The sequence below is a fragment of the Halanaerobaculum tunisiense genome (genome assembly GCF_054657635.1).
Map to the genome: position 1 here is coordinate 191,349 of NZ_BAAHYI010000001.1, position 24,833 is coordinate 216,181.

General features: G+C 34.8%; 21 protein-coding genes, 1 pseudogene and 1 riboswitch. Of the genes and pseudogenes, 5 read left to right on the top strand and 17 right to left on the bottom strand.

Annotated elements, in window-relative coordinates; all coding sequences use genetic code 11:
• Positions 1-273: 273 nt before the first annotated feature.
• The 8 genes from asnB to thiW form a co-directional block, all read right to left on the bottom strand.
• On the bottom strand, positions 274-2,115 hold the full coding sequence (gene asnB / locus ACYQ3D_RS00940) for an asparagine synthase (glutamine-hydrolyzing) (RefSeq protein WP_459835159.1): 1,842 nt from the start codon (positions 2,113-2,115) through the stop codon (positions 274-276).
• Positions 2,116-2,542: 427 nt separating this feature from the next.
• Positions 2,543-3,655: a PRK06851 family protein gene (locus tag ACYQ3D_RS00945; RefSeq protein ID WP_459835161.1), complete on the bottom strand. Its 1,113-nt coding sequence runs from the start codon at positions 3,653-3,655 to the stop codon at positions 2,543-2,545.
• A gap of 318 nt (positions 3,656-3,973) precedes the next feature.
• Complete coding sequence (locus ACYQ3D_RS00950) at positions 3,974-4,354, bottom strand: SHOCT-like domain-containing protein (RefSeq protein WP_459835163.1); 381 nt, start codon at positions 4,352-4,354, stop codon at positions 3,974-3,976.
• 294 nt (positions 4,355-4,648) lie between these two features.
• Complete coding sequence (gene thiC / locus ACYQ3D_RS00955; RefSeq protein ID WP_459835165.1) at positions 4,649-5,932, bottom strand: phosphomethylpyrimidine synthase ThiC; 1,284 nt, start codon at positions 5,930-5,932, stop codon at positions 4,649-4,651.
• Positions 5,933-6,341: 409 nt separating this feature from the next.
• Positions 6,342-7,130, bottom strand: coding sequence for a hydroxyethylthiazole kinase (gene thiM, locus ACYQ3D_RS00960; protein ID WP_459835168.1), 789 nt, complete (start codon positions 7,128-7,130; stop codon positions 6,342-6,344).
• Between the two features lie 79 nt (positions 7,131-7,209).
• A complete protein-coding gene (locus ACYQ3D_RS00965; RefSeq protein WP_459835170.1) occupies positions 7,210-7,611 on the bottom strand; it encodes a thiamine phosphate synthase in 402 nt (133 codons plus the stop codon).
• Positions 7,601-8,389: a bifunctional hydroxymethylpyrimidine kinase/phosphomethylpyrimidine kinase gene (gene thiD / locus ACYQ3D_RS00970; protein WP_459835172.1), complete on the bottom strand. Its 789-nt coding sequence runs from the start codon at positions 8,387-8,389 to the stop codon at positions 7,601-7,603. Before thiD ends, ACYQ3D_RS00965 begins: the two co-directional genes overlap by 11 nt.
• Before the next feature lies 1 nt (position 8,390).
• Entirely contained in the window at positions 8,391-8,888 is a 498-nt protein-coding gene (gene thiW, locus ACYQ3D_RS00975) for an energy coupling factor transporter S component ThiW (protein ID WP_459835174.1), read from the bottom strand.
• A gap of 92 nt (positions 8,889-8,980) precedes the next feature.
• Positions 8,981-9,085: riboswitch (TPP riboswitch) on the bottom strand.
• Positions 9,086-9,552: 467 nt separating this feature from the next.
• On the opposite strand from thiW, the gene ACYQ3D_RS00980 reads away from it, so the two are divergent.
• The 3 genes from ACYQ3D_RS00980 to ACYQ3D_RS00990 are packed head-to-tail and all read left to right on the top strand — an operon-like array spanning position 9,553 to position 11,736.
• On the top strand, positions 9,553-10,593 hold the full coding sequence (locus tag ACYQ3D_RS00980) for a M14 family metallopeptidase (RefSeq protein WP_459835176.1): 1,041 nt from the start codon (positions 9,553-9,555) through the stop codon (positions 10,591-10,593).
• A gap of 45 nt (positions 10,594-10,638) precedes the next feature.
• Positions 10,639-11,367 carry a YetF domain-containing protein gene (locus ACYQ3D_RS00985; RefSeq protein WP_459835178.1) on the top strand — a complete coding sequence of 243 codons (729 nt, stop codon included), beginning with the start codon at positions 10,639-10,641 and terminating at the stop codon, positions 11,365-11,367.
• 12 nt (positions 11,368-11,379) lie between these two features.
• Positions 11,380-11,736: a DUF4363 family protein gene (locus ACYQ3D_RS00990; RefSeq protein ID WP_459835180.1), complete on the top strand. Its 357-nt coding sequence runs from the start codon at positions 11,380-11,382 to the stop codon at positions 11,734-11,736.
• Positions 11,737-11,804: 68 nt separating this feature from the next.
• Here the strand turns inward: ACYQ3D_RS00990 and carB are convergent, their stop codons facing one another.
• Both carB and carA read right to left on the bottom strand, forming a co-directional pair.
• Positions 11,805-14,981: a carbamoyl-phosphate synthase large subunit gene (gene carB / locus ACYQ3D_RS00995; RefSeq protein WP_459835182.1), complete on the bottom strand. Its 3,177-nt coding sequence runs from the start codon at positions 14,979-14,981 to the stop codon at positions 11,805-11,807.
• Between the two features lie 206 nt (positions 14,982-15,187).
• On the bottom strand, positions 15,188-16,267 hold the full coding sequence (gene carA / locus ACYQ3D_RS01000) for a glutamine-hydrolyzing carbamoyl-phosphate synthase small subunit (RefSeq protein ID WP_459835185.1): 1,080 nt from the start codon (positions 16,265-16,267) through the stop codon (positions 15,188-15,190).
• A 150-nt stretch (positions 16,268-16,417) separates the two neighbouring features.
• Between carA and ACYQ3D_RS01005 the strand changes: the two genes are divergently transcribed.
• Both ACYQ3D_RS01005 and ACYQ3D_RS01010 read left to right on the top strand, forming a co-directional pair.
• On the top strand, positions 16,418-17,200 hold the full coding sequence (locus ACYQ3D_RS01005) for a DUF2935 domain-containing protein (RefSeq protein ID WP_459835187.1): 783 nt from the start codon (positions 16,418-16,420) through the stop codon (positions 17,198-17,200).
• 414 nt (positions 17,201-17,614) lie between these two features.
• Complete coding sequence (locus ACYQ3D_RS01010) at positions 17,615-18,424, top strand: LysM peptidoglycan-binding domain-containing protein (protein WP_459835189.1); 810 nt, start codon at positions 17,615-17,617, stop codon at positions 18,422-18,424.
• A gap of 47 nt (positions 18,425-18,471) precedes the next feature.
• On the opposite strand, the gene ACYQ3D_RS01015 is transcribed toward ACYQ3D_RS01010, so the two are convergent.
• From ACYQ3D_RS01015 to ACYQ3D_RS01045, 7 genes and pseudogenes are all read right to left on the bottom strand, one after another.
• On the bottom strand, positions 18,472-18,927 hold the full coding sequence (locus tag ACYQ3D_RS01015; RefSeq protein WP_459835191.1) for a NusG domain II-containing protein: 456 nt from the start codon (positions 18,925-18,927) through the stop codon (positions 18,472-18,474).
• A 58-nt stretch (positions 18,928-18,985) separates the two neighbouring features.
• Positions 18,986-19,720, bottom strand: coding sequence for an alpha/beta hydrolase (locus ACYQ3D_RS01020; protein ID WP_459835194.1), 735 nt, complete (start codon positions 19,718-19,720; stop codon positions 18,986-18,988).
• Positions 19,721-19,947: 227 nt separating this feature from the next.
• Positions 19,948-20,188, bottom strand: a pseudogene (locus ACYQ3D_RS01025) (reverse transcriptase domain-containing protein); the annotation flags it as partial.
• A gap of 161 nt (positions 20,189-20,349) precedes the next feature.
• Positions 20,350-20,736, bottom strand: a complete 387-nt coding sequence (locus ACYQ3D_RS01030) for a hypothetical protein (protein WP_459835196.1) — start codon at positions 20,734-20,736, stop codon at positions 20,350-20,352.
• Positions 20,737-21,267: 531 nt separating this feature from the next.
• Positions 21,268-21,597: a hypothetical protein gene (locus ACYQ3D_RS01035; RefSeq protein WP_459835198.1), complete on the bottom strand. Its 330-nt coding sequence runs from the start codon at positions 21,595-21,597 to the stop codon at positions 21,268-21,270.
• Between the two features lie 66 nt (positions 21,598-21,663).
• Positions 21,664-22,815 carry an amidohydrolase gene (locus ACYQ3D_RS01040; protein ID WP_459835200.1) on the bottom strand — a complete coding sequence of 384 codons (1,152 nt, stop codon included), beginning with the start codon at positions 22,813-22,815 and terminating at the stop codon, positions 21,664-21,666.
• A gap of 103 nt (positions 22,816-22,918) precedes the next feature.
• Complete coding sequence (locus ACYQ3D_RS01045; protein WP_459835202.1) at positions 22,919-24,829, bottom strand: OPT family oligopeptide transporter; 1,911 nt, start codon at positions 24,827-24,829, stop codon at positions 22,919-22,921.
• Positions 24,830-24,833 lie beyond the last annotated feature (4 nt).

Consider the following 24,833-nt stretch of genomic DNA (forward strand, 5'->3'; position numbering starts at 1 on the left):
CCAAAAAACCAGCACTAGTTACTAATGAAAAAATAACCAAAAGAATCTCACCACAAAAGTTTTTGATTTGAAAATTTTAACTTACTCCTTATAAAATTATCTCATGTGAGCTTATTGTTAAGTTCATGTTAATTATAACCTTATTATCTCTATTTGTCAACTCTTCTGCTGTATTTATTGGGGTTGATTATTACTCAATTAACATATAACTTACATAGATTTATATTAAATAATACTGGATATTAAAAAAAGTCCCCTGAAAAGGGAACTTTTTTAATCAATCTTGACATTATATTCTTGTAACCAAGTATTAATCTGTATTAAATAAGCAAATAATTGAGGTAATCTCATTAACTGGCCAAACCAAGGAATATCAAAATCCTGATCTGCTGCAGTAAATTGACGTACTGTATCCTCATCAATTAAATCATGTAATGGAGCATTAGGATTACTTAAAATATCTAACAACCAATTTTTCGTAGCTTCAAAATAAGCCGGATCAAAGGTCTTAGGATAAGGATTTTTAGGTCTGGTTCTAACACTCTCAGGTAACAGCCCCTTAAGAGCAGCTCGTAAAATACCTTTTCTCATCCCACCATAATTCTTTAGCTCCCAAGGAATATTCCAGACATATTCAACTAAGCGATGGTCACAGAAAGGTACCCTGACTTCCAAACTAGTATACATACTCATTCTATCTTTGCGATCCAATAAAACTGGCATCCACCGAGTTAAATTAAGATACATCATCTCCCGCATCTGAGCATTCTTAGCATCTTCACCTGGTAACCGAGGAACTTCAGCTAATGCTTCTTGATATCTTTGGTCTAAATATTCACCTGGTTTAACTTCTTTTAGAACATCAGAGTCAAAAATCTGTAACCTATCATCTATTCTTCTCGACCACGGAAAAGTATTAGCCTGTAAGGCTTCTTCTCTATAATACCACGGATAACCGCCAAATATTTCATCAGCACACTCACCTGAGACTGCTACTGTAAAATCCTGCTCAATTTCTTGACAGAAGAGATATAAAGAAACATCTATATCAGCCATTCCTGGTAGATCGCGCGCATAAACTCCTTTTTTTAAGCCCTCTACTAATTTAGAATTAGGAAGTATTACATCATGATGTTTGGTAGTAGCATAATCAGACATCAATCCAATCCATTTACTATCAGGGTCTGGTTGGAAATCATTAGCTTCAAAATGTTCTTCATTACCTTCATAATCTACAGAATAGGTATGTAGTTGGCCCTTATCAGCTTCTTGTAAAGCATTACTAGCTACAGATGTAATAGCACTAGAATCAAGTCCGCCAGATAATAAAGCACAAATTGGAACATCAGATACTAATTGCCTTTGGACAGTATCAACAAATAACTCTCTAACTTTACTAATTGTCTCTTCTACATTATCTTCATGAGGCTTGCTTTCTAATTTCCAATATTGCCTTTTACGTAATCCGTCCTGATCATACACTAAATAATAACCTGGCTTTAACTCCTTAATTCCTTTAAAAACACCATGCCCTGGTGTTCTGCCGGGGCCAATAGCCAAAATTTCAGCTAATCCTTCTCGACCAATCTTGGCTTCTATATCAGGATGAGCTAATAAAGACTTCAATTCAGAACCAAAAACAAGACTAGATCCAAATCTAGAATAAAATAAAGGTTTAACTCCAATTCTATCTCGAGCCATATATAATCTTTCTCTTCCCACATCCCAGATGGCAAAAGCATAAATTCCATTTAAATACTGGGCACATTCTAGCCCCCATTCAATATAAGAAGTTAATAATACTTCTGTATCAGAATGACCAGTAAAGGTATAACCACGTTGTTGTAATTTGTTACGTAAATCAGATGTATTATACAATTCTCCATTATAAACCATCACATACTTATTGCCATTTTTACTTTTAACCATTGGCTGCTTGCCACCAGTCGGATCAATTACAATCAATCGCCTATGAACTAAACCCACATTTTGACTAATCCAGTCTCCACTTTCATCTGGCCCTCGTAACTGAAGTGTATCCTCCATCTTCTGTAATACGTTATGTCGATTAGTCAAATCTTGCTCCCAATCTATCCAGCCAGCAATCCCACACATAATAGTCCCCTCCTTTTAATAACTAATCATACTACTCTTATGTTAAAAATATTAAAAACTTAACATAACATTAACGTGTTTAACCATCAGAATGAAACATAATTGATATAAAGTGGCACTTTCGTGCCACAGCTATCAGCTGTCTGCTATGTGTCGTGTGCTAATTCAAATTCAAAACCACAGATCCAGTTCAATTCCTTAAAACATAGTAATCTTAAGGGTTAGATTTTGAATTTAAAGGTTTTGAATTGGCTGATAGCACACAGCACACGACACACGACTGTGTCACCTCTGGTGACACAATATGTCAATATTATTCCACTTTGAATTTATTTGTTATATCTTATGCATGAAAATGATATTTGTTATCAATACATCTAAAAAATAAAAAAGACGCCTGTTAGGCGCCTTTCAAAGAATATTTAGCTTAATCTAAGTAACCTCTCCTATCAGCCCAATCTTTAATCCTATTAGTTACTTGTTGACGTCTGTCATCAATAGCAGAAAAATCCATAGCTTCAACATAGTATCCCTCTAATTCATCATGTAACTTTTTAGCTTTTCGTAACTCCTGCGATGCCTTATTTATTACCTGTTTATAATGCTGTTGAGTATTATCAATCTGTTCCTGATTTAAATCTATCACTTGCGAATCCACACATTCTACCATATCAACCACTTTATCCCTATCTCCAGCTGGATCAATTACATGAGGAGCCGTACCATCAAGTATAGCTACACTTAACTGAGGAATTATAATTGCATCCACACTTTCCGGATCAAAAGAACAATGCAGATATTCTACAGCAAAGCCTCTTTCGCGAGCTGCTTGGGCTACTTTTTTATTCATAGTTGATTTGCCAGTTCCTGGCCGACCTTTAATAATATATCTAGTCTCTAAATCAGAAGTTAGGCTATCAAAATAATTGATCACTCCACTAGGGGTAAACGCACTAGCAAAAAGATGTCTTTCTTGCCCTAAACTAGATGTTAACTCTTTATCACCTACAATCTCCTTAATCAACTGTTGTGTTTTTAAATTAGCCTGTTGAAAGTCCATACCTTCTAAATAATATTCTTCCCACCGATCATGAATCAACTTTGCCTCTTTCAAGTAAGCATAACTTTTCTCAAATACCTTCCAAATTACATCATTAAGAGTTACGATTTGATCTTTATAGCCCTCTAAAATAATTCTATCCCAGTACCGCCCTAAATTAATAATTTCTTCTACTGCTCCAGGGTACTCTGGATCAATTAAATGTGGGGCCGTACCATCCAACATAGCTACTTTCAAACTAGGAATGACTAAACCATCTAGAGATTCACTATCTGAGGAACACCAGTGGAATTCAATATCATATCCCTCAGCTACAAACTCCCGACCTATCTGTTTCATAAAGGTAGACTTGCCTGTTCCTGGCCCACCTTTAATTACAAAAATTAATTCTGCTCCTTGAGGTAAGTACTCATAGAAAGAATAAAAACCTTGGCAAGTATTACCTCCTGGGAAATAATTTTTAATCTGTCCTTCAGACATTGTAGTTCCCTCCCTTTGAATTCTACTATAATGATTATGCTACCAATTCATCTCTTATAACGTAATTGATATAAGGCTTCACTTTTTAATAAAAAGTAATTAACAAAAAATTACCAAAAATTTCATTTGAACAAAAATCTGTTGCTATCTTATTAGTTTTATTCAATCTAGGTATCCAGGATATTCATGTTAGCCCTAGTATCCCTGAGTTTTTATCAAAAAAATTGGAAACTCACAAGAAGATTTAGAAAAAATGTTAAGCTAATCCCTTAATTTAATATGAAAAAAGCCTCCTGCTAAAAGTTCAGGAGGCTTTTTTCATGCAATATAGATTTCCACTTTTGTATCAGATTGCTGGTCATAATAGTCGACTAATCTTTTATTCTCTATATTATCTTTCATAGAACTAATAATTTCTCTTAAATCTATATCATAATCTCTTCTTAGTTGGGCAATTATATCTTCGGCTAATAAGCTACTACTTAACTTAGCTAAATCAAGCGGTATGTTAAAATTAAATCTTAGTTCTTCTGAGTCCCAAATTTTAATCCAAAGATGATTCGTTTTATTTACATGTGTCTCTTCTACTTTCTGGGGCTGAGAAACCTCTTCTATATTGCTTAATAACTTCATTGCTTCTTCAGCAGTCAGCTGATCTTGCTCTAACATTTTAAGTATTTTCTTTTTTTCCTGCTCCACTTTATCCCTCCTTAATTATCTTTTTCAGATACTATATCGCTAGCAAAACATCCACTATTAAAATAATAAACCAGAGGGGATTCCCCCCTGGAACTATATCTTAATAGTCACCGCCTAATAGCAATAAGATTAAAATCAGGAATACAATAAATACATAGTTGTCATCATATCCCATGATTTCCCTCCTCTCTTATTAGGTTCAATATATAATATGAAATCCGCTTAGAAATGTGCGAAATTTATACCCCAAAAATAAAAAGAAGCTGGTATAAACCCAGCTTCTTAAAACTAAAACTACAATGCTTTTTCTACTATTTTCATGGCACAGAAAGATCCACACATTGTACAGGCATCTTCCTCCTGCAAATTTTGATTATGGTCTTTTCTTGCTTCCTTAGCTGTATCAGAATCAATAGCTAATTCAATCTGTTGCTCCCAATCTAAATTTTTTCTTGCTTGAGCCATTTTTAAATCTCTGTCTTTAGCCTGTGGTAATCCTTTAGCCACATCGGCTGCATGAGCAGCAATTTTAGTAGCAACAACTCCCTCTTTGACATCTTCAATACTTGGTAAACCAATATGTTCAGCTGGCGTTACATAACATAAAAAATCAGCTCCACAACTAGCAGCTAGTGTACCTCCAATCGCAGCATTAATATGGTCATAACCTACCGCAATATCTGTAACTAAAGGGCCTAGCACATAAAAAGGAGCATCTTTACATAATTCTTTTTGCAGCTGTATATTAGTCTCTATCTGATCATAAGGTACGTGTCCTGGCCCTTCTACCATTACCTGTACTTCGGCTTCTCTAGCTCGATCAACTAATTCCCCTAGAATCAATAGCTCATGAATCTGAGATCGATCAGTAGCATCAGCTAAAGAACCTGGGCGCAACCCATCTCCTAAGCTTAAGGTCACATCATACTCATAAGCTATCTCTAGTAATCGATCATAATACTCATAAAGTGGATTTTCTTCTTCATTATGTAGCATCCAACCAGCCATAAAGGATCCCCCACGACTGACTATATCAGTCACTCGTCCTTCTTCTCTTAAATGACGTAATGTTTCTAACGTTAAACCACAATGGACAGTAATAAAGTCAACTCCTTGCTCAGCCTGATCTTCAATTACAGCAAATATATCCTCTACTGTTAGATCAACAATAGCTTGATCATCTCTTAAAACTTCTACAGTAGCTTGATATAAAGGAACTGTACCCAAAGGAACTTCACTCATAGCCAAGATTTCTTGGCGAGTCTGCTTAATATCACCACCAGTTGATAAATCCATCACTGCATCAGCTCCTGATTTAACAGCTACTTTTAGTTTTTGCAATTCTTTATCCAGATTAGGGTAATCTTCTGAAGTCCCAAAATTAGCATTAACTTTAGTTGTAAGCCCTTTTCCAAAGCCATTAGGATCTAAATGTTGATGATTCTTATTAGCTGGAATAACAATAGTTCCCTCCGCTACACTCTGTCTTACAAACTCTACTTCTACTTCTTCTTTAGCTGCTACTTGTTTCATTTCTGGAGTAATTTCTCCTGCTCTTGCCTTAGTAACTTGAGTCATTATTAATCCCTCCTAATTTATTTAATTTACAATTAACAATTGATATAATGCTTCACTTTTTAATAAAAAGTTAGCAATAAAGATTCAACAGCTAGTTCGGAAAAGCTTCAAGGTAGCTTTTTTCCGAGTAACTTTTATTGAACTATAAAAGTTACCAAAAGATTTCCAGGGTAGAACAATCAATGCTTCCTACGGTTAAAAAGTTACTTAAGTTATTAAAAAATAGTAGTTCATATATTACTTGTTTATTTTAATCACAAGTCGCAGATTGTTCTACTTAAATTAAACCAAAGCAACTTTTTGCAGAATATTAAATTAGGTTAGCCTTATTTTTAAGCAGCGAGCTGTAGATGAGTTTGAAAAAATTCCGGAAGTGAGAAAACTCTTGCCTAGTAAACCACATTTTATATCAATTAAGCTCTACTATTTTCTGATTAGCTTCTAAGTCCTGATCACTCATCTCGCTAACATTATCTAATAAAGCTACCTTATAACTCGCTGGCCGACTAACTTCTTGACTAGCTTTTTCTCCGGCAATCCCATAAGCTGCTACAGCCTGTAAGGAAGCTTCTAAATAATCATCACCACCTCCACAAAAGACGCCTAAAGTGCTTCCCAACATGCAACCTGTTCCCACAACTTGGCCCATTAAAGAGTGACCATTTTTTACTTTATAGACTTGTTGGCCCTTAGTTACAATGTCCTCAGTACCTGAGACTACTACTACTGTATCTTGCGCTTGAGCCAACTCTCGAGCACTATCTACAATTCCATCATAAGCTCCTACAGATTCTACTCCTTTAACTTCAGCTTGGCCCCCAGCTAACACAGTAATCTCTCCTTTATTCCCTTTAATTGCTGCAAATTCAATCTTTTCTAATAAATCTAAAGCTACATTAGTTCTCAGTTCAGTAGCCCCCACTCCTACAGGATCAAAAATTACTGGAATCCCTAATTTATTTGCTTTCTTTCCAGCTCTCAACATAGCAGTCACTTGATCATCATCTAGCACACCGATATTCAATACCACAGCAGCTGCTGCTTTTGCCATTTCTGCTACTTCTTTTTTGTAGTGAGCCATTACTGGTAACCCACCCCAATAAAGAGTAATATTAGCCGAATCATTAGTAGTTACATAGTTAGTAATGTGGTGAATAAGTGGTTTTTCTTCTTTAATCTTAGCAATAATATTTTTCATCTTCGCTTCCTCCTTGTTTCTATTGATCTAAAGTAATACATATTTATCAGCATAAACATAATCAAATTTCCTTCTATAATTAAAAATCTCTAACAAATATATTCTTCAAATTACTAACTCGCTCTTTAATATCTTCAGCCTGAGTTATAGCACTAATCATGGCTATTGTATCTGCTCCTGCTTGGACTACCTCAATAATATTTTCTTGCTTAATCCCTCCAATAGCTACCAGGGGAACATCAACCTGACTACTTACTTGTTTTAATCTCTCTAATCCAATTCTTCGACGATTCTCTTTTAATTTTTTAGAAGCTGTACTATAAATAGCACCAAAACCTATATAATCCACTCCAGCTTTTTCAGCTGCTAAAACCTCTTCTAAATTGGAAGTTGATAATCCAATTATCTTTTCCGGTCCTAATAAATCTCTAGCTACTTTAACTGGCAGATCATCAGCATACCCCCTCCTTTTAATTACCAAGTGCTACAAAATGGTCAATAGGATTATTACCTTCTCCTACCTGACAACCTGACTTAATAGCTTTAGTAATATATTCTTTACTTCTTCTAACTGCCTTTTCTACACTATACCCTAAAGCTAAATTGCTAACTATAGCTGAAGATAAAGTACATCCTGTACCATGAGTATCTGTAGTATCAACTCTATCAGCTGTAACTTCAATAAATTTTGTTCCACCATATAATAAATCTCGAGCTACATCTCCTTCTTGATGACCTCCTTTAATTAATATATAATCTGCTCCTAATTGAAATAATTCAGTAGCTAACTCTTCTAAACTAACATTCTCTCTAAGATTTCTATTTGTTAATACTTTAGCTTCATTTAAATTAGGAGTGATTACGCTAGCTAACGGAATTAACTTTTTCTTTAAAACACTTACTGCTTCATCAGCCAATAATAAATCACCACTAGTCGCTACCATAACTGGATCAACCACCAGATTACTAACTTGATACTCTTTTATCTTAGCAGTAATAGATTCAATAATCTCACTAGTAGCCAACATACCAGTTTTAACAGCAGCAAAATCTAAATCACTGCATACTGAATCTAATTGTTCTCCTACAAAATCACCACTTAAGGCCTGAAAATTCTGAACCCCTAACGTATTTTGAGCAGTCACAGCTGTAATTACTGAAGCTCCATAAACACCAAAAGCAGTCATTGTCTTTAAGTCAGCCTGGATCCCTGCCCCACCTCCAGAATCAGAACCAGCAATTGTTAATACTTGCTTCATATTAATACCTCCTTCTTATTTTGCTAACTATCTCATTTGTTTCTAAAACCTGTATAATTAAATAACCAAGCAAACTACCTCCTACTGTACTGACTAAAAAAGGAACCACAAAGAAGAATACTGCAACTTCCTGCCCCATTAAAAATCTAGCAATAGGATAAGCTAGAGTTCCTCCTAGGATACCTGTCCCAAATACTTCACCACCTAAAGCATAAATCTTATTTTTAGTTAAATTATATAAAATACCAGCTAACAAAGCACCTAGCATACTACCCGGAAAAGCTAATAAAGATCCCACCCCTAAAATATTTCTCAATACTGAAATAGCAAAAGCATTTAACAAGGCAGTTCCCGGGCCAAATATAATTGCCGACAAAATATTAATAGCATGTTGAACAGGAAAACACTTAGCAATTCCTACAGGGATATAAATCAAATGTCCTGTAATAGTTCCAATTGCCACTAACAAGGCAGATAAAGCAAGTTTTTTTGTCTGCAAAAAATCCCCCTTCCCAAAAACAAAAAAGGCACAGCTCCGTAAGGAACTGTGCCTTTGATTTAATAATTAAAATACTACATCAGTAGTATACTCCAACCAAAAGCCCACTTCCCTACGCTAGTATTATCTAGGTCAGGTTCAAGGGACTAGAATTTAACCTCTATCTCAGCCCAATATGAGCGCCCCTAGTGGTCAATCAATATTTAATTGTTGTATGTTAATAGTATAATACATTCAAATCATTTTGACAATCAATTAATCAAATTTTTATTCTAGCGAAAAATTCCTGCCTAATTAATAAAAATTATTATTAAATCAGAAAATAAAATTATTATCCAAACTTAATTTGGATATTATAATAATTAAGAATAATTGATATATTGTGTCACCGCAGGTGACACAGTCGTCAGCTGTGTGTCGTGTGCTATCAGCTAATTCAAAACACTTAAATTCTAAATCTAAACCCTTATAATTCCTATATTCTAAAGGTTTGAACTATATCTATGGTTTTGAATTGAAGAATTTGACTTCCTACGAGTCCTTTGGACTCTCCGTGAAGATCTGCTCACGACACACCCTACAGGTCTGGAAAACAGACCTTTCGTAATAAAAACCATTTGCAGACAGCTGATAGCTGATATAAAGTGTATTGGAGGAACCTATCTTGAACCCAACTAAAAAAACTTTTATATGCTCACTATTTCTATTTATTATTTTATTCAATCTAAACGCCTGTCAAAATAAGCCCAATAAAAATGAAACTCCGAATCCAAAACCGAAAACAACTCAAGATATCATCAAACCAAAATCCAATTATACTTATAGTAACCTACAAAAACAAATAAATAAATTACAAAAAAACTATGACCAACTAACAATATCTACAATTGGCCAATCTATAGCTGGAAGACAACTTCACCTATTAAAACTAGGCACTGGTGAACAAAAAATTGCAGTAGTTGGTGGAGTCCATGGAAGAGAAAATATGACTTCCTTACTTCTTCTTAAATTAATAGAAGATTATGTTCAACAAACAAAGAAAAATAACAAAATCAAAAACTATGACCTGAATAAAATATTAGACCACGTTACCTTTTATTTTATTCCTATGTTAAATCCAGATGGTATAGAGATAGCTATCAATGGTCTCACTAATCTAGAAAATAAAGTAAACTCACAAAAATTCTATCAAAGAGCAAATGAAAGAAATACTGACTTTAAACACTGGAAAGCAAATGCTAGAGGAGTTGATTTAAATAAACAATTTCCAGCTGACTGGAAAAAAATAGAATCAGAAGATAAAGCTCATTTTGCTCATTATAAAGGGCCAACTCCTGAGAGTGAGCCAGAAAGTAAAGCTCTAGCTGACTTAACAAGACAAGAGGATTTTGCTACTATAATAGCCTTTCATAGCAGCGGCCAGGTTATCTACTGGTACTATAACCAAACTGGTCAACAGTACAAACGAGATCAACAACTAGCTAATAAACTAAGTACGCAAAATAACTATCAACTTGTTTCGCCAGAAGAAAGCGACATTCCAGCAGCTGGTTACAAAGATTGGTTTATTACTAAGTTTAACCGACCAGGTTTTACTATTGAAATTGGAGAGAAAGATAAAGATAAGCCCTTGCCAGCCCATAATCTAGATGATTACTTTAACAAGAATAGAACAGTTCTATTAGAGTTGGCCCGGAATCTCTAATAATATAGACAAGACTGATTAAGAATAACAACGTGAGGTGAAAAAATGGAAGAAACAATTGTAGTAATTACTAGAGGAATTATCAGCTTCTTTACTCTATTAATCTTTACTCGAATCTTAGGTAAACACCAGATTAGTCAACTTACTTATTTTGATTATATAGCAGGTATTACCATTGGCTCTATTGCTGGTTCGCTAACTACCCAACTAAATACTAATGCTTGGCCTCACTGGGTAGGATTAGCAACTTGGACAGGACTTAGTCTAATTGTGGAATATATTTCCATCAAGTGGCGACAAGCCTCTAAATATCTCAATGGCGAACCTACCATAGTAATTATGAATGGAAAAATAATGGAAGAAGCTATGAAAAAAATGAGATACAGAGTTACTGACCTTATGAGTCAACTGCGTACAAAAGGAGTGTTTAATCTTTCTCAAGTTGAATTTGCCATTTTAGAAACAAATGGTAAACTATCAGTACTAAAAAAATCCCAACACCAGACTCTAACTCCTAAAGATATGAATCTAACTACCGATTATAGCGGGTTAAGTATTGAATTAATCCATGACGGCGTTATAATGGAACAAAATCTCAAACAAGTTAACCTTGATAGACCTTGGTTACAAGCCCAACTAAGAAAACTGAATATTACTGATATTTCAGAGGTTGTTTTAGCTACCTTAAATACTACAGGCAGTCTATATGTTGATACTAAAAAGGATCAAACTGAAATACCAATTGACATCAGTGATTATCCCGGGGCCAATTAAAGGAGGCAAGTAATGAATAAGTTCACTAGTTATTTAATTCCTATTATTACATTAATAATTTTTGTAGTGGTTTTAAATCTCGGAACCTTATTAACCAAAGAAACACAACAAGTAAAAAAAGAGATCACTACTATCGAACAAAATATTTCTCAACAAAAGTGGCACCAAGCTAAGAGAAACACAAAGAAATTAAAACAATCTTGGCAGCAAGTGCAGGCCAAAATCCAGTTGGGAGTAGGAAAAAATAAACTCAATCAATTAAATAACAAATTAACCCAGTTAAAAGGAGCTATTAAAGCTACAGATAAATCTCAATCTCTAATCTTAATAACTGAAATTTCTGATCTATGGAGTGAATTAGGGGAGTGACTACTAATTCTTAGCTTAAAAAAACCCGGGCCAACTTTATAAGGCCCGAGCAATTCAAAATTATTATTTTAGTATTGATCTAAACTAAGAGCTTTAAAGTCATCAATATCCTGATCTAAAATCTGTAATAAAGCTTCCATCGTTCCTAAGGAAGTTAGACACGGAATATTATACTCTACCGTCTTTCTTCTTAACTGAAAGCCAAAACGCCCTGGTATCTTACCTCGAGTTGGAGTATTAAGCACTAGATCAATTTCTCCACTAGTGATCACATCTAAAGTAGCCTCGTTAGCAACTGCGGAAACTTCTATTCCCTCCTGTTGTAAATAATCAGCCGTATTAGCAGTAGCTACTAAATTAAATCCTAATTCTGTTAGTCTATTAGCTATATCTACTGCCTCAGATTTATCTCTATCTGCAATTGATAATAGCACAGTCCCTGCTTTAGGAATCTCAAAACCAGCTGCTAACATAGACTTATAAAGAGCTTGGGGATAAGTTTCAGCAGTACCCATTACCTCTCCTGTTGATTTCATCTCTGGCCCTAAGAAAATATCGACATCAGGTAGCTTAGAAAAGGAGAAAACAGGAGATTTAACAGTTACTAAGTCCGATTCAGGAACGACTCCTGTCTGATAACCTAACTTAGATAAATCCTCGCCTAACATAGCCTTAGTAGCTAATTTAACCATTGGTACTTTAGTAACCTTGCTTAAAATTGGAATCGTTCTACTAGCTCGAGGATTAACCTCTAACACATAAGGAGTTCCTGTTTCATCAATTACATACTGAATATTGACTAGTCCTTGCGCCTCTAAAGCTCTAGCCAACTTAACAGAATAGTCTGCAATCTTTTCTTTTGTTTTTTCTGCTAAGTTTTGGGCTGGATAAACTGCCATACTATCTCCTGAATGAACTCCTGCCTTTTCTATATGTTCCATTAGCCCAGGAATCACAACTGTCTCGCCATCAGCTATAGCATCAACTTCTGCTTCAGTACCGACAATATATTTATCAATTAAGACAGGATGGTCTGGAGAGACCTTAACAGCTCGTTCCATATACTCTACTAACTCATCTTGGTTATAAACAACCTCCATTGCTTGACCACCTAACACATAAGATGGTCTAACTAAGACTGGATACTCTAATTTATTAGCTACGGCAATAGCTTCTTGTTCTGTAGTAGCACTAGCCCCCGGCGGAGAAGAAATTCCTAACTCTGCTAATAAATTTAAGAATTTATCTCTATCTTCAGCTAAATCCATACTAGCCTGGGAAGTTCCTAAAATAGAGACTCCCTCCTGAGCCAATCTATCAGCTAAATTAATAGAAGTCTGCCCTCCAAACTGCAAAATTACTCCATCTACCTCTTCATTCTTAACTATATTCAATATATGTTCTTCATTAATAGGCTCAAAATAAAGTTTATCAGAAGTATCAAAATCAGTACTTACAGTCTCGGGATTATTATTAGCAATAATAGCTTCTACTCCTGCTTCCTGGAGTGCTTGGACACAATGAACACTACAGTAATCAAATTCAATCCCCTGGCCAATTCTAATTGGCCCTGCCCCCACTACTAATACTTTTTGCTCATCAGTAATCAGACTCTCATCCTCTAATTCATAAGTCGAATAATAATAAGGAGTTTCTGCCTCAAATTCTGCTGCACAGGTATCAACCATCTTATAAGCTGGAGCTAAATCTAATGTTTTCCGCATCATAGCAATCCGTTGGGGACTACTATCTACTAAATTAGCTAAATAACTATCACTCAGCCCCATCTTTTTAGCTTCTTCTAATAAATCAACACTTAAACTACCTGCTTCCTCTATCCTATGTTTAAGATCGATTATTTTAGCTAATTTATGCAAGAAAAAGATATCAATGCCAGTTAGTTCAGTTAATTTCTGAATAGTAATTCCTCTATCTAAAGCCTCCACAAGTAAAAATAATCTTTCATCTGTTTGTTCTTTTATCTGCTCTAACAATTCTTCATCAGATAGATAGCTAAAATCAGCACTTGTTAAGTCAATATCACTATCTAAAGAATCTATTGCTTTTAGTAATGATTCTTCAAAATTACGTCCGATAGCCATTACTTCTCCTGTAGCCTTCATCTGAGTAGTTAAATTTCTATCAGCTTTAGTAAATTTATCAAAAGGCCACCGCGGAATCTTACTGACTACATAATCAAGAGCTGGTTCAAAGCAAGCTGTCGTTTCTCCAGTAATTGCATTCTCAATCTGGTCTAAGGTCTGTCTAATAGCAATCTTAGCTGCCACCTTAGCAATTGGATAACCTGTTGCTTTAGAAGCTAAAGCACTAGAGCGACTAACCCGAGGATTAACTTCAATTACAGAATATTCCATACTATCTGGATTGAGCGCAAACTGAATATTACAGCCCCCTTCAATCCCTAAAGCACGAATGATCTTCAAAGAAGCTGACCTTAGCATCTGATATTCTTTATCCCGTAAAGTCTGACTCGGAGCTACTACAATACTATCACCAGTATGAATACCTACTGGATCAAAATTCTCCATATTACAGACTATGATGCAATTATTATTGCTATCTCGAATAACTTCATACTCGATTTCTTTCCAACCAGCAATACTTCGCTCTAGTAATACTTGACTGACAGGACTATTTTTTAGCCCTCTACTCACAACTGCTTCTAGCTCTTCTTGGTTAGTAACAATTCCGCCACCTTCACCCCCCATAGTATAAGCCGGACGAATAATTAACGGATATCCTTTCCGCCCAGCAAATTCAGAAGCTGTATCAATATCTTCAACAATATTACTTTCATTAATTGGTTCGTCAATCTCCTTCATTAATTGTTTAAACTGCTCTCTATCTTCCCCTTGTTGGATAACCTCTAAAGGAGTTCCTAAAAATTCAACCTCTCTATCGGCCAAAAAGCCATCTTCCGCTAACTCAACTGCTAAATTAAGTCCTGTCTGCCCACCTAAGGTAGGTAGAATGCCATCGGGGTCTTCTTGTTCAATTACTTTTTTAACAAACTCCAAAGTTAAGGGTTCAACATATACTTGATCGGCAATATTTTGATCAGTCATAATTGTTGCTGGATTACTATTAATTAAGACTACTTCTTTTCCTTCTTCTTGGAGTGCTTTACAGGCTTGCGTACCTGAATAATCAAATTCTGCTGCTTGACCAATTATAATTGGCCCGGAACCAATAACTAATACTTTACTTATATTCTTATTCTCCATACTCGACTCCTCCCACAATATTAATTTACAATTTACAATTGATAATTGACAATTAAAAACCATAAAAATCAAAACAAAACTAAGTCTAAGTTTTAGTTTGAGTCTAAGCAGTCATTTTTCAGCAACCTCATATTAATATTATTTATTCTTTTATTTTGAACTTGATTTTAACTGTAAATTGTCCATTGTTAATTGTTAATTACTTTTTACGCTGCTTCTTCCTGATTCATCACTTCTAAGAATTCAGCAAAAATATATTCAGAATCCGTTGGCCCTGGTGCTGCCTCAGGGTGATACTGAACTGAAAAGATAGGCAGATTTTGATGCTTAAGTCCTTCTACTGTATCATCATTTAAATTTCTATGGGTAACTATAATATCTTGTGGTAAACTATCCTCTTCAAGAGCAAATCCGTGATTTTGCGAAGTAATATAGACTCGCTCCGTCTGTAAGTCTTTAACAGGTTGATTACTACCCCGATGACCAAATTTTAACTTATAAGTAGCTCCACCTAAAGCTAATCCCAATACCTGATGTCCTAGGCAAATACCACAGATTGGTAATGAACCTATTAAATCTCCTACTGTCTCTACTATTTGTGGTATATCTTGGGGATCTCCTGGCCCATTAGAGAGTAAGACTCCATCTGGTTGGAAAGCTTTGATCATATCAGCTCTACTAGTAGCCGGTAAGACTGTTACTTTACACCCTTCACTTACTAACGACTCTAAAATGCTTTCCTTAACCCCTAAATCCAATACAACTAAATGATACTTAGGCTGAGCTGGATCCAGAGTATAAGCTTTAGTGGTTGTTACTTGTTCAACTAAATTAGTAGACATACTACTTTCTTTAGCCTTCTGAACCAGACTATCAGGATTACAATCTACAGTAGAAATTACTCCTTGCATAGCTCCTTTTGTTCTAATATGTTTAGTCACCGCTCGCGTATCAATATCTTTAATCCCAATAATATTTTGCTCTTGTAAATACTCTTCACTTTCCCCTTTCATCTTCCAATTATTAGGTTGTTGACATCCTTCACGCACAATAAATCCCGATACTTGTACTTCTTCTGCTTCCTCATCAGCATCATTAACTCCATAATTACCAATCAACGGATAAGTCATTGTCACTAACTGTTCTTTATAAGAAGGATCTGTCATTACCTCCTGGTAGCCTGTCATACTAGTATTAAAGACAACTTCACCAGTTACTTCCCCAGTAGCTCCAAAAGATTCACCAACAAAATAGCGACCATCTTCTAAAGCTAAAATAGCCTTCATCTATATCTACCTCCTGGATTTCCTTGTTGTTTTATAATTATACATAATAATGCATCTTTATTCAAGGGTTGATTCTCTTTTTCCAATATTCAGTAAACTGTAATATTTTATAACTACTAACATAAGACTCTAGAAAAAGGAGGAATGAAAGTGAACTATAGAATATCCCGAGAACGATTAAATCTTGCCTTCTGGATGGAAACATTTAAAGAGCATACCATCTTTATTCAACAGGGATTAGCTTGTGGTCAAAAAGAATTAATCAATAAAGCTCAAGAGTTTAAAGAAGAATTTACTATACTCCAAAATGAAGCAGAAGCAACTATTCGTAATCCATTTGAAACAGATAGTAATTTATTAGAAGACAGTAGGCAAGCTAGTAGAGATTTACTAGATTTTAAAAGAAAATTACTAAGAAAAGTAATCCAGTGTAATCAAATTATCAGTCTTTATCCTTTAACACTCGACCACACTGTCAGAGAAGTGGAGGAGTTTTTATGTTTAACTACTATCTATAAAGAAAATAATCTCCGGTTCACTCAAGCAATTCTAGCTGAAGAAACTTTTTGGCTTAGAATAATGAAAGAACACACTCAATTTTTACGCCACTTTTTAGATCCTTCTGAACAAACTTTCATCTCTAAAACACATAAATTTACTCAAAAATTTAGTCAACTTCATCAGCAAGCTTCAGATTTAGAATCAATGCTCCAAGCCAATCCTAAAGATTTTCCTACAGTAAAACGCTTTACTAAAAAAGTAGTAGCTCAAACTAAAAAGCTTCAGCAATTTAAAGAAGAAAGCAAAGAATTACTAGCAGAGTGTAAACTATTAGCTATTACTACTCCTTTATTTGCTGAACACTTAGCCCATGAAGCTGAACATTTTTTAAAGGTCATTAAACAGATCAAACGATATTTTGATCATAATTGATATATTGTGTCACCGCAGGTGACACAGTCGTGTGTCGTGTGCTGTGTGCTATCAGCTAATTCAAAACCTTTAAATTCAAAATCTAAACCCTTATAATTCCTATATTCTAAAGGGTTGAACTATATCTATGGTTTTGAATTGAAGAATTTGACTTGGCTCACGACACATAGCAGACAGCTGATAGCTGATATAAAGTGGCACTTTCGTGCCACTTTATATCAATATTAAAAATCTAAACTAAAAAAGCAAAAAAGTGCACCTTTCTCTCCGCTAATAACTTCGTAAATCAACTTGTTGATCATTACTAGTCTCATTTTGACTTTCAATTTTAACTGGCATACTAACAATCATTTCATGTAAAATCATCTTATAAAAATCATAAATAAGGACAATTTATATATAAGGAGGGAAAAGATGAAGAAAAAAACTATAATTATTACTATCTTAATGTTATTATTATTTACTACTTCTATTTCTGCCCAACAACCAGGTAAAATTTTAAAACAGAATAATCAACTCTTATATACTATTAAACAAGGAGATACTTTTTATCAATTAAGTAGAAAATTTAAGACATCTGTAGAGGGGTTACAAAAATTAAATCCTAATCAAAATCCTTATCAATTACAAATTGGAGATAGAATCAAAATAAAAGTTAGCTCAGATTTGAAATCATATACTGTTCAGCCAGGAGATACTCTCTGGCAGATTAGTAGAAAAAATTCTATTCCTCTTAACTTATTAACTAAATTTAATCCTTCATCAAACCCTGATTTTATTACACCTGGAGAAATTATCTTAGTTCCTACTAAAGTTAAAAGTAAACTTTATTTTATTCAATTCACTCAACAAGATGCCCATTTAGTAACTGAAAAAAAAGAAATTTCTCTCCAAAATAATGTATATAAAAATACCCTTCAAGAGTTAATTAACGGGCCAACATCCACTCCTAATGCCCAAATGCCAATTTTAAAAGATACAAAAGTATTAGGAGTAACTATTAATAATGGGATTGCCCACATCAATTTTGACGAAAAAATTCTGCAAGCTAACGTTGGTTCAGCTAGTGAACATTTATTATTACTAGCTCTAGCTAATACACTAACTGAATTTAAAAAAATTAAAGCAATTAAAATCTTAGTTAATGGTCAACAAGTAGAAACAATTGGTGGACATGTTGTCTTGAACAAACCAATTTATCGTAGCTTAAATTTAGTTAAATAAAATTTTAGAAATAAAAAAAGCGGAAAGAAAGTCTTCCTTTCTCTCCGCTAATAAGTTCTTAAATCAACTTGTTGGTCGTTGCTATTCTCTTTTTGACTTTCAATTTTAACTGTCAACTTAACTGGCATACTAACAATCATTTCATGAGGTTGACTGATCCAGCCCATTTCAGCATGGATTGGCAAAGGAGAAATATCTTTGCTTAAACGCTCTAATTGGACTTGGCCTTCTTTCATCTGCAAAACCCCTTGGTAGTTATCCCCTTCAGCAGTAAAATTAAATGGTATCTTTTTCAGATCTTGGTTATCAGTCAACTCATAACGAGCAATTTCCTGTTGGTCTAAGGTAACAACAACTTCTTTTTCCCCACTAGTTTCTCCTGCTATAATCCTAGGAGTTAAAAAGATCAATAATATACTAATTAATAGTACTGCTAAAACTAACATTTTATCAGCTAGAGTCATCAATTGATTCAACCTACTTAAAACTAATTTATTCTTCATCTAACCACCACTTTAGTAGATATTAAAATCAGTTTTACTTCCATTACAGTTAATTCTATCAATTATTTTGTAAAAACACAAGTATCCTGTCCTGCAACTTATTCTGTTCGGGGCCAATAGTACAAACATGGCCTGATTCTTCTAACCATAATATTTCTTTTTCCTTACTGGCTACACCTTCATAAATCATTTGTGCGCTAACTGGTTTCACCGTCTGATCTTGATTAGATTGAATTACTAATAAAGGAGATTCTATTTGGTCTAAACTATTATTAGCCAATTTCATTAACTTTAATAAATCCTGAATAGATTTTACAGGCATTCCGGAATATCCGATATCATATTTAGGTTTATCATCAGCTTCTTCTACCTTTTCAAAGCGCTTAAAATACTTCAAAATCGGAGCTAAATAAGCCTTTTTATCCCAGATCTTGATAGGAGCTGCAATAGGAATAATCTTATCTACATCATATTCCTGAGCTAATAACAAAGTCAGTACTCCACCCATTGACAACCCCATAACATAAACTTTATCATATTCTTGAGTTAATTGTTCATACTCTTCTTTAGCTGCCTGCAACCAATCCTGCCAATCAGTCTGCTCCATTTCTTCTAGAGAAGTACCATGTCCTGGTAATAACATTCCTTTTACAGTATAAGCACCTTCCTGATGTAGAAATTCACCTAACTGTCTCATATGAGCTGGAGTACCAGTAAACCCATGAATGATTAAACAAGCTTCCGCACTGTTTTCCCAAAAGAAAGGTTTGGCTAATTCATCTAAATAATCCATCCTTTTTCCTCCTTGTCCCTTCCAGCATTCTATTGAATAATTAAATTATAATATAAATAGTAATATATTTCAAAAACACCACTCACTTGCTACTTACTAGCATCATGTTAATAATATCAGTACTAAAAGATCATATCTATTTTCGGTTATTAGTGCTTCATATCAGAGAATAAGTCATCAAAATAATGTAGATAAATATTAGCTAATAAAAGAGAAGGGACACCTCAAGGAGGTGTCCCTTCTCTAGTCTCTGCCCTTCCTTCTTCGGTCATAAATTCAGCTGTTAGCCACGATCTAATTAAGTCTAATATCCATCCATCACTTATATACTCTGCTATAAAGTCTATTAATAAATTATGATCTATAGTATCAAAATAAGATTTTATATCTGCATCTACTACCCAATTGTAACCTTTGGGTTGACCTGTTAGGTCTGAATCCAAAAGAACATTCACAAAATATTCGTTCTAATTGTTTTTTCATTAACTAGCCCTTTCATTCTTACCTCCTATAAAATTTCTCTTGATAACCATGTCTTTTATATCTTAATTATAATACTATTTTCTTTATTTGTTAAAAATTAATTCCAAAAAATAATAGAGCCCGACTAAATGTCGGACTCTAGTCTCTTACTCATCAATAATATTACTTATTTCCTCTGCTATTTCAGCCACATCTCTATCCATCTGCTCCTCTATTTCCTCTTTATCTCTAGTATAATCTCCCATATTAGCCATAATCTCTTCTGCCATTTCTTCACTATAGTCTACAGCATTAATCGTTTTAGCCACTATATCATCAGCCGGACTATAATCTGCTACTCCTAAATCATCAGCAATCTCAGCCACTATTTCTTCATCACCAGGAACATAACTTCTCCTATCAATAATATCATTTACTCCAGCTGATATTTCTTCATTATTAGCCATATATCTATCTTGGCCAATAATATCTTCTACTTCTTCTTCATCAATTTCTAATAGCCTATCTTCTGGAATATATCTATCTCTAGTCATTTCTATTCTCCCTCCTCAAGACTAGCTTTTACCCTACGATAAAAAAGATGTCTAGACTTTCTTGTTAATCAAACTAGTATTTTTCCATTGTTCAATATTTAGTTAATTAAAACTTATTGATATATTGTGTCACCGCAGGTGACACAGTCGTGTGTCGTGTGCTGTGTGCGGATGCTTTTTATCACGAAAAGTTTCTGTGAAACTTGTAGGATCTGCTAATTCAAAACCTTTAAATTCAAAATCTAAACCCTTATAATTCCTATATTCTAAAGGGTTGAACTATATCTATGGTTTTGAATTGAAGAATTTGACTTCCTACGAGTCCTTTGGACTCTCCGTGAAGATCTGCTCACGACACACCCTACAGGTCTAGAAAACAGACCTTTCATAATAAAAACCATTTGCAGACAGCTGATAGCTGATATAATGTGGCACTTTCGTGCCACATTATATCAATTAATCATCAAAAAAAGAAAAGTCACTTACCTTTTGGAAATAAAATTCCAAAAAGTTAAGTGACTAAATTACTAGTTATTTAGTATCTTGATTATTATAATCTGGATCGATATCATCATCCATCTCTTCTGTTATATCTCTATCAACGACTTCATAACCTGGCACATCAATATCTACATCCATTTTCTCCGCTAGATCAATATCTTTAGCCGCTTTAGCTTCTCTAGTATCATCTTCAGCTATTACGTCATCAAGAGGCATATTATAATCTCCCATATCAACACCAGGTATTACTTCTGAAGCAAATTCATTATTACCTGGAGTATAGTCTCCTCTTCCAGTTCCAGGAACTGGAGAGATATCTTCAGCCAATTCTTCCTCAGTTTTATCCTGTTCATCTACCATTTTAATCCCTCCTCAAGTTTAATTTGTACTGCAAGGGAAATAAAATGTCTAGGATTTTTTGCTAATTTACTTTTTTACCTTCTCTCCTTCAAGCAATACTAGCTCTACTTCTGAACTAATATCTAGCGGATCACCGCTAAAGACTACTAGATCTGCATCTTTACCTACTTTTATACTACCTACTTGATCAGCAATATCTAAAATTTGCGCTGGATTAATAGTCACTGCCTTTAAAGCCTCTTTTCTATCCATACCTGACTTAACAGCTAAAGCAGCCGAGACTAATAAGCTATCAATAGGACTAGCTGGATGGTCACTCATAATAGCTACTGGTATTCCAGCCGCCGAAAGAATGCCTGGCGTAGCAAAAGTCTTATCTTTTAGTTCTACTTTAACTTTTCCGATTAAAGTTGGGCCAACAACTACTGAAGTATCAGTCTCTGCTAACTGATCTACTATTTGATGACCAGCAGTACAATGCTCTAAAGTTATATCAATATCAAATTCCTGAGCTATTCTTAACGCCGTCATAATATCATCAGCTTGATGAGCATGTACTTTAAGTGGTACTTCTCCAGTAATTACCTTAGCTAAATTCTCCAGCTTGAGATCACGCTGCAAGATTTCCTTCTTTTTTTTAGCTTTTTTCTTATGAGCTATATAATCTTCTGTCTCCATTAAAGTTTGGCGTAATAAAGCAGCTACTGCCATTCTAGTACTAGGAGCTTCATCTTGCTTATTATAAACACGTTTCGGATTTTCTCCTAGTGCTGCCTTAAGCCCCGCATTTTGTTTAACTAACATTTCCTCTACTGTAGCACCTATTGTCTTCACAACTGCACATTCTCCACCTACTACATTAGCACTTCCAGGCGCTACCATAGCAGTAGTAATCCCACTTTGGACTGCATCAACAAATCCTTGATCAGCAGGATTAATCCCATCAAGTGCTCGCAGTTGAGAAGTAACAGGATCTGTCATTTCATTATAATCTTGGCCTTCCGAACCAACACCTTCTTCTGCTACTCCTAAATGTGTATGTGCATCAATCATTCCCGGCATAACTACTTGTCCTGCTAAATCAATTGTTTCTGCTTGTTCAGGAATAGTTATATCAGTTCCTACAGCTTGAATTTTACCTTCAGCAATTAATATATGACCTGGCTCAATCACTTCTTCTTCCATAGTTAATATCTTACCATTCAATAAGGCTAACATGTAATTACCTCCTTAATTATCTAGCAAAATTATATCATTAATCTAGTAGCAAATAAAATAAACTCCTTGCTTCAAAGCAAGGAGCAGGAAAATAAATTTATTCTTAGATGTTATCTCTGATATCTGCTTTAACAGAATTATTCCAGAGAGTATAAGTTAACACAACAAAAGTTACTAAGCCAACTATATTAGCTAAACCACCTAACCAACTAGATCCTATTTGAATCATTTCATGCCAGCCTTGCAGAGCCAAACCAGCTAATAAGATACCTATTAAAGCATCTCCAGCTACTAAACCAGAAGCAAATAAAATTCCACTTTCATCTTTATCTTTTTTGATTTCTAGAGAAACAATTTCTTTCTTTTCTAATGCTAACTTAATTAAGCCACCAAGCATAATTGGAGTACTTAAATGAATTGGTAAATACAACCCCACAGCAAATGGCAATGAACCAATACCAAACATCTCAATCACTAAAGAAGAAAAGACGCCAGTTAATACAAAAGCCCAAGGTAGATTTCCTTTCATCACACCTTTAACTACCATTGACATTAGATTAGCTTGAGGAGCAGGTAATTGTTTAGAAGCAATACCATAAGCCTCATGTAACATTAATACTATCCCACCTACAAAGATAGATGATACTAATATACCAATTAGCTCACCTAATTGTTGTTTTTTAGGAGTAGCACCAACTAAAAATCCAGTCTTTAAGTCCTGAGAAGTATCACCTGCTACTGCAATAGCAATACAAACAATAGCCCCTACACTTAAAGCAGCTATCATTCCACTTTGGTCAGTCCAGCCTAGATGCTTCATAATTAGACTAGTAGCTAATAAGGTAGCAATCGTCATTCCTGAAGCCGGATTAGAAGAACTACCAACAATCCCAACTATTCGCGAAGAAACTGTTACGAAAAAGAAGCCAAAGATAGTTACAAATATTGCTCCTAAAATCCCTACTGGCAACTGAGGCAAAAACGCAATAGCTAAAATAACTATCAGTGACCCAATAATTACAAACTTCAATGGTAAATCTAAATTAGTTCTAACTTGTTTTAGATCCTTCTTAACTCCTGTAGTTAACTCTCTAAGCGCTGCTTTAAAAGATTGAATGATTGTAGGTAATGCCTTAAGTAAGCTGATAATTCCACCCATAGCTACTCCGCCAGCACCTACATAACGAATATAATTATCCCAAACCCCCCAATAACCTAATTCAGCAATCGTCTTACTAGCTGGAAATAAAGGTTGGGATAATCCAGCCCCTATATTAGTAATTAAAGGCATTAATACAAGCCAACCTAATGTCCCACCAGCCAACATCCGAGCAGCAATCTGCGGGCCAATAATATAACCAACACCTAATAAAGATGGATATAAATTAAGACCAATAGCTGCCCCAGAATAACCAGGAATAGCCCACTCTACAGTCTCCGGCCAAATCTTCATCCCACCAGATAAAAATTTATAAACTGCCCCAATACCTAAGCCAGTAAATACATCTTTAGATTTAGCTCCTCCTTCTTCACCAGCTATCAAAACCTCTGCACAAGCTGTTCCTTCTGGGTAAGGGAGATTAGCATGTTCCTCTACAATTAAGTACTTTCTTAGCGGAATCATAAATAAAACACCTAAAGTACCACCTAACAGAGAAATTAAGAACATCTTAATTAAGCTAGGATCAATCCCCCATAATATTAGAGCTGGAATAGTAAAGATTACTCCAGCCGCCAAAGAAGTCCCCGCTGAAGTAATAGTCTGCACAGTATTATTCTCTAAAATAGTCCCTCGATCCAGAACTCCTCTTAAAATCCCCATTGAGATAACTGCTCCCGGGATAGAAGCACTAACTGTCATACCTACTTTCAATCCTAAATAAGCATTCGCAGCAGCAAAGACAACAGTCATAAGAGTACCTAAAATTATAGGTAACAACGTAAACTCAGGCATCTTTTGCTCAGCCGCTACATAAGGCTCTACCTCTGCTCCCTGCTCAGCTTCTTCTGACATAATA

What these genes read in the sequence shown, in the direction of transcription:
- asnB (WP_459835159.1), bottom strand. Translation starts at nt 2,115, where the DNA reads ATGTGTGGGATTGCTGGCTGGATAGATTGGGAGCAAGATTTGACTAAT.
- ACYQ3D_RS00945 (WP_459835161.1), bottom strand. Translation starts at nt 3,655, where the DNA reads ATGTCTGAAGGACAGATTAAAAATTATTTCCCAGGAGGTAATACTTGC.
- thiC (WP_459835165.1), bottom strand. Translation starts at nt 5,932, where the DNA reads ATGACTCAAGTTACTAAGGCAAGAGCAGGAGAAATTACTCCAGAAATG.
- thiM (WP_459835168.1), bottom strand. Translation starts at nt 7,130, where the DNA reads ATGAAAAATATTATTGCTAAGATTAAAGAAGAAAAACCACTTATTCAC.
- thiD (WP_459835172.1), bottom strand. Translation starts at nt 8,389, where the DNA reads ATGAAGCAAGTATTAACAATTGCTGGTTCTGATTCTGGAGGTGGGGCA.
- ACYQ3D_RS00985 (WP_459835178.1), top strand. Translation starts at nt 10,639, where the DNA reads ATGGAAGAAACAATTGTAGTAATTACTAGAGGAATTATCAGCTTCTTT.
- ACYQ3D_RS00990 (WP_459835180.1), top strand. Translation starts at nt 11,380, where the DNA reads ATGAATAAGTTCACTAGTTATTTAATTCCTATTATTACATTAATAATT.
- carB (WP_459835182.1), bottom strand. Translation starts at nt 14,981, where the DNA reads ATGGAGAATAAGAATATAAGTAAAGTATTAGTTATTGGTTCCGGGCCA.
- carA (WP_459835185.1), bottom strand. Translation starts at nt 16,267, where the DNA reads ATGAAGGCTATTTTAGCTTTAGAAGATGGTCGCTATTTTGTTGGTGAA.
- ACYQ3D_RS01010 (WP_459835189.1), top strand. Translation starts at nt 17,615, where the DNA reads ATGAAGAAAAAAACTATAATTATTACTATCTTAATGTTATTATTATTT.
- ACYQ3D_RS01015 (WP_459835191.1), bottom strand. Translation starts at nt 18,927, where the DNA reads ATGAAGAATAAATTAGTTTTAAGTAGGTTGAATCAATTGATGACTCTA.
- ACYQ3D_RS01020 (WP_459835194.1), bottom strand. Translation starts at nt 19,720, where the DNA reads ATGGATTATTTAGATGAATTAGCCAAACCTTTCTTTTGGGAAAACAGT.
- ACYQ3D_RS01030 (WP_459835196.1), bottom strand. Translation starts at nt 20,736, where the DNA reads ATGACTAGAGATAGATATATTCCAGAAGATAGGCTATTAGAAATTGAT.
- ACYQ3D_RS01035 (WP_459835198.1), bottom strand. Translation starts at nt 21,597, where the DNA reads ATGGTAGATGAACAGGATAAAACTGAGGAAGAATTGGCTGAAGATATC.
- ACYQ3D_RS01040 (WP_459835200.1), bottom strand. Translation starts at nt 22,815, where the DNA reads ATGTTAGCCTTATTGAATGGTAAGATATTAACTATGGAAGAAGAAGTG.
- ACYQ3D_RS01045 (WP_459835202.1), bottom strand. Translation starts at nt 24,829, where the DNA reads ATGTCAGAAGAAGCTGAGCAGGGAGCAGAGGTAGAGCCTTATGTAGCG.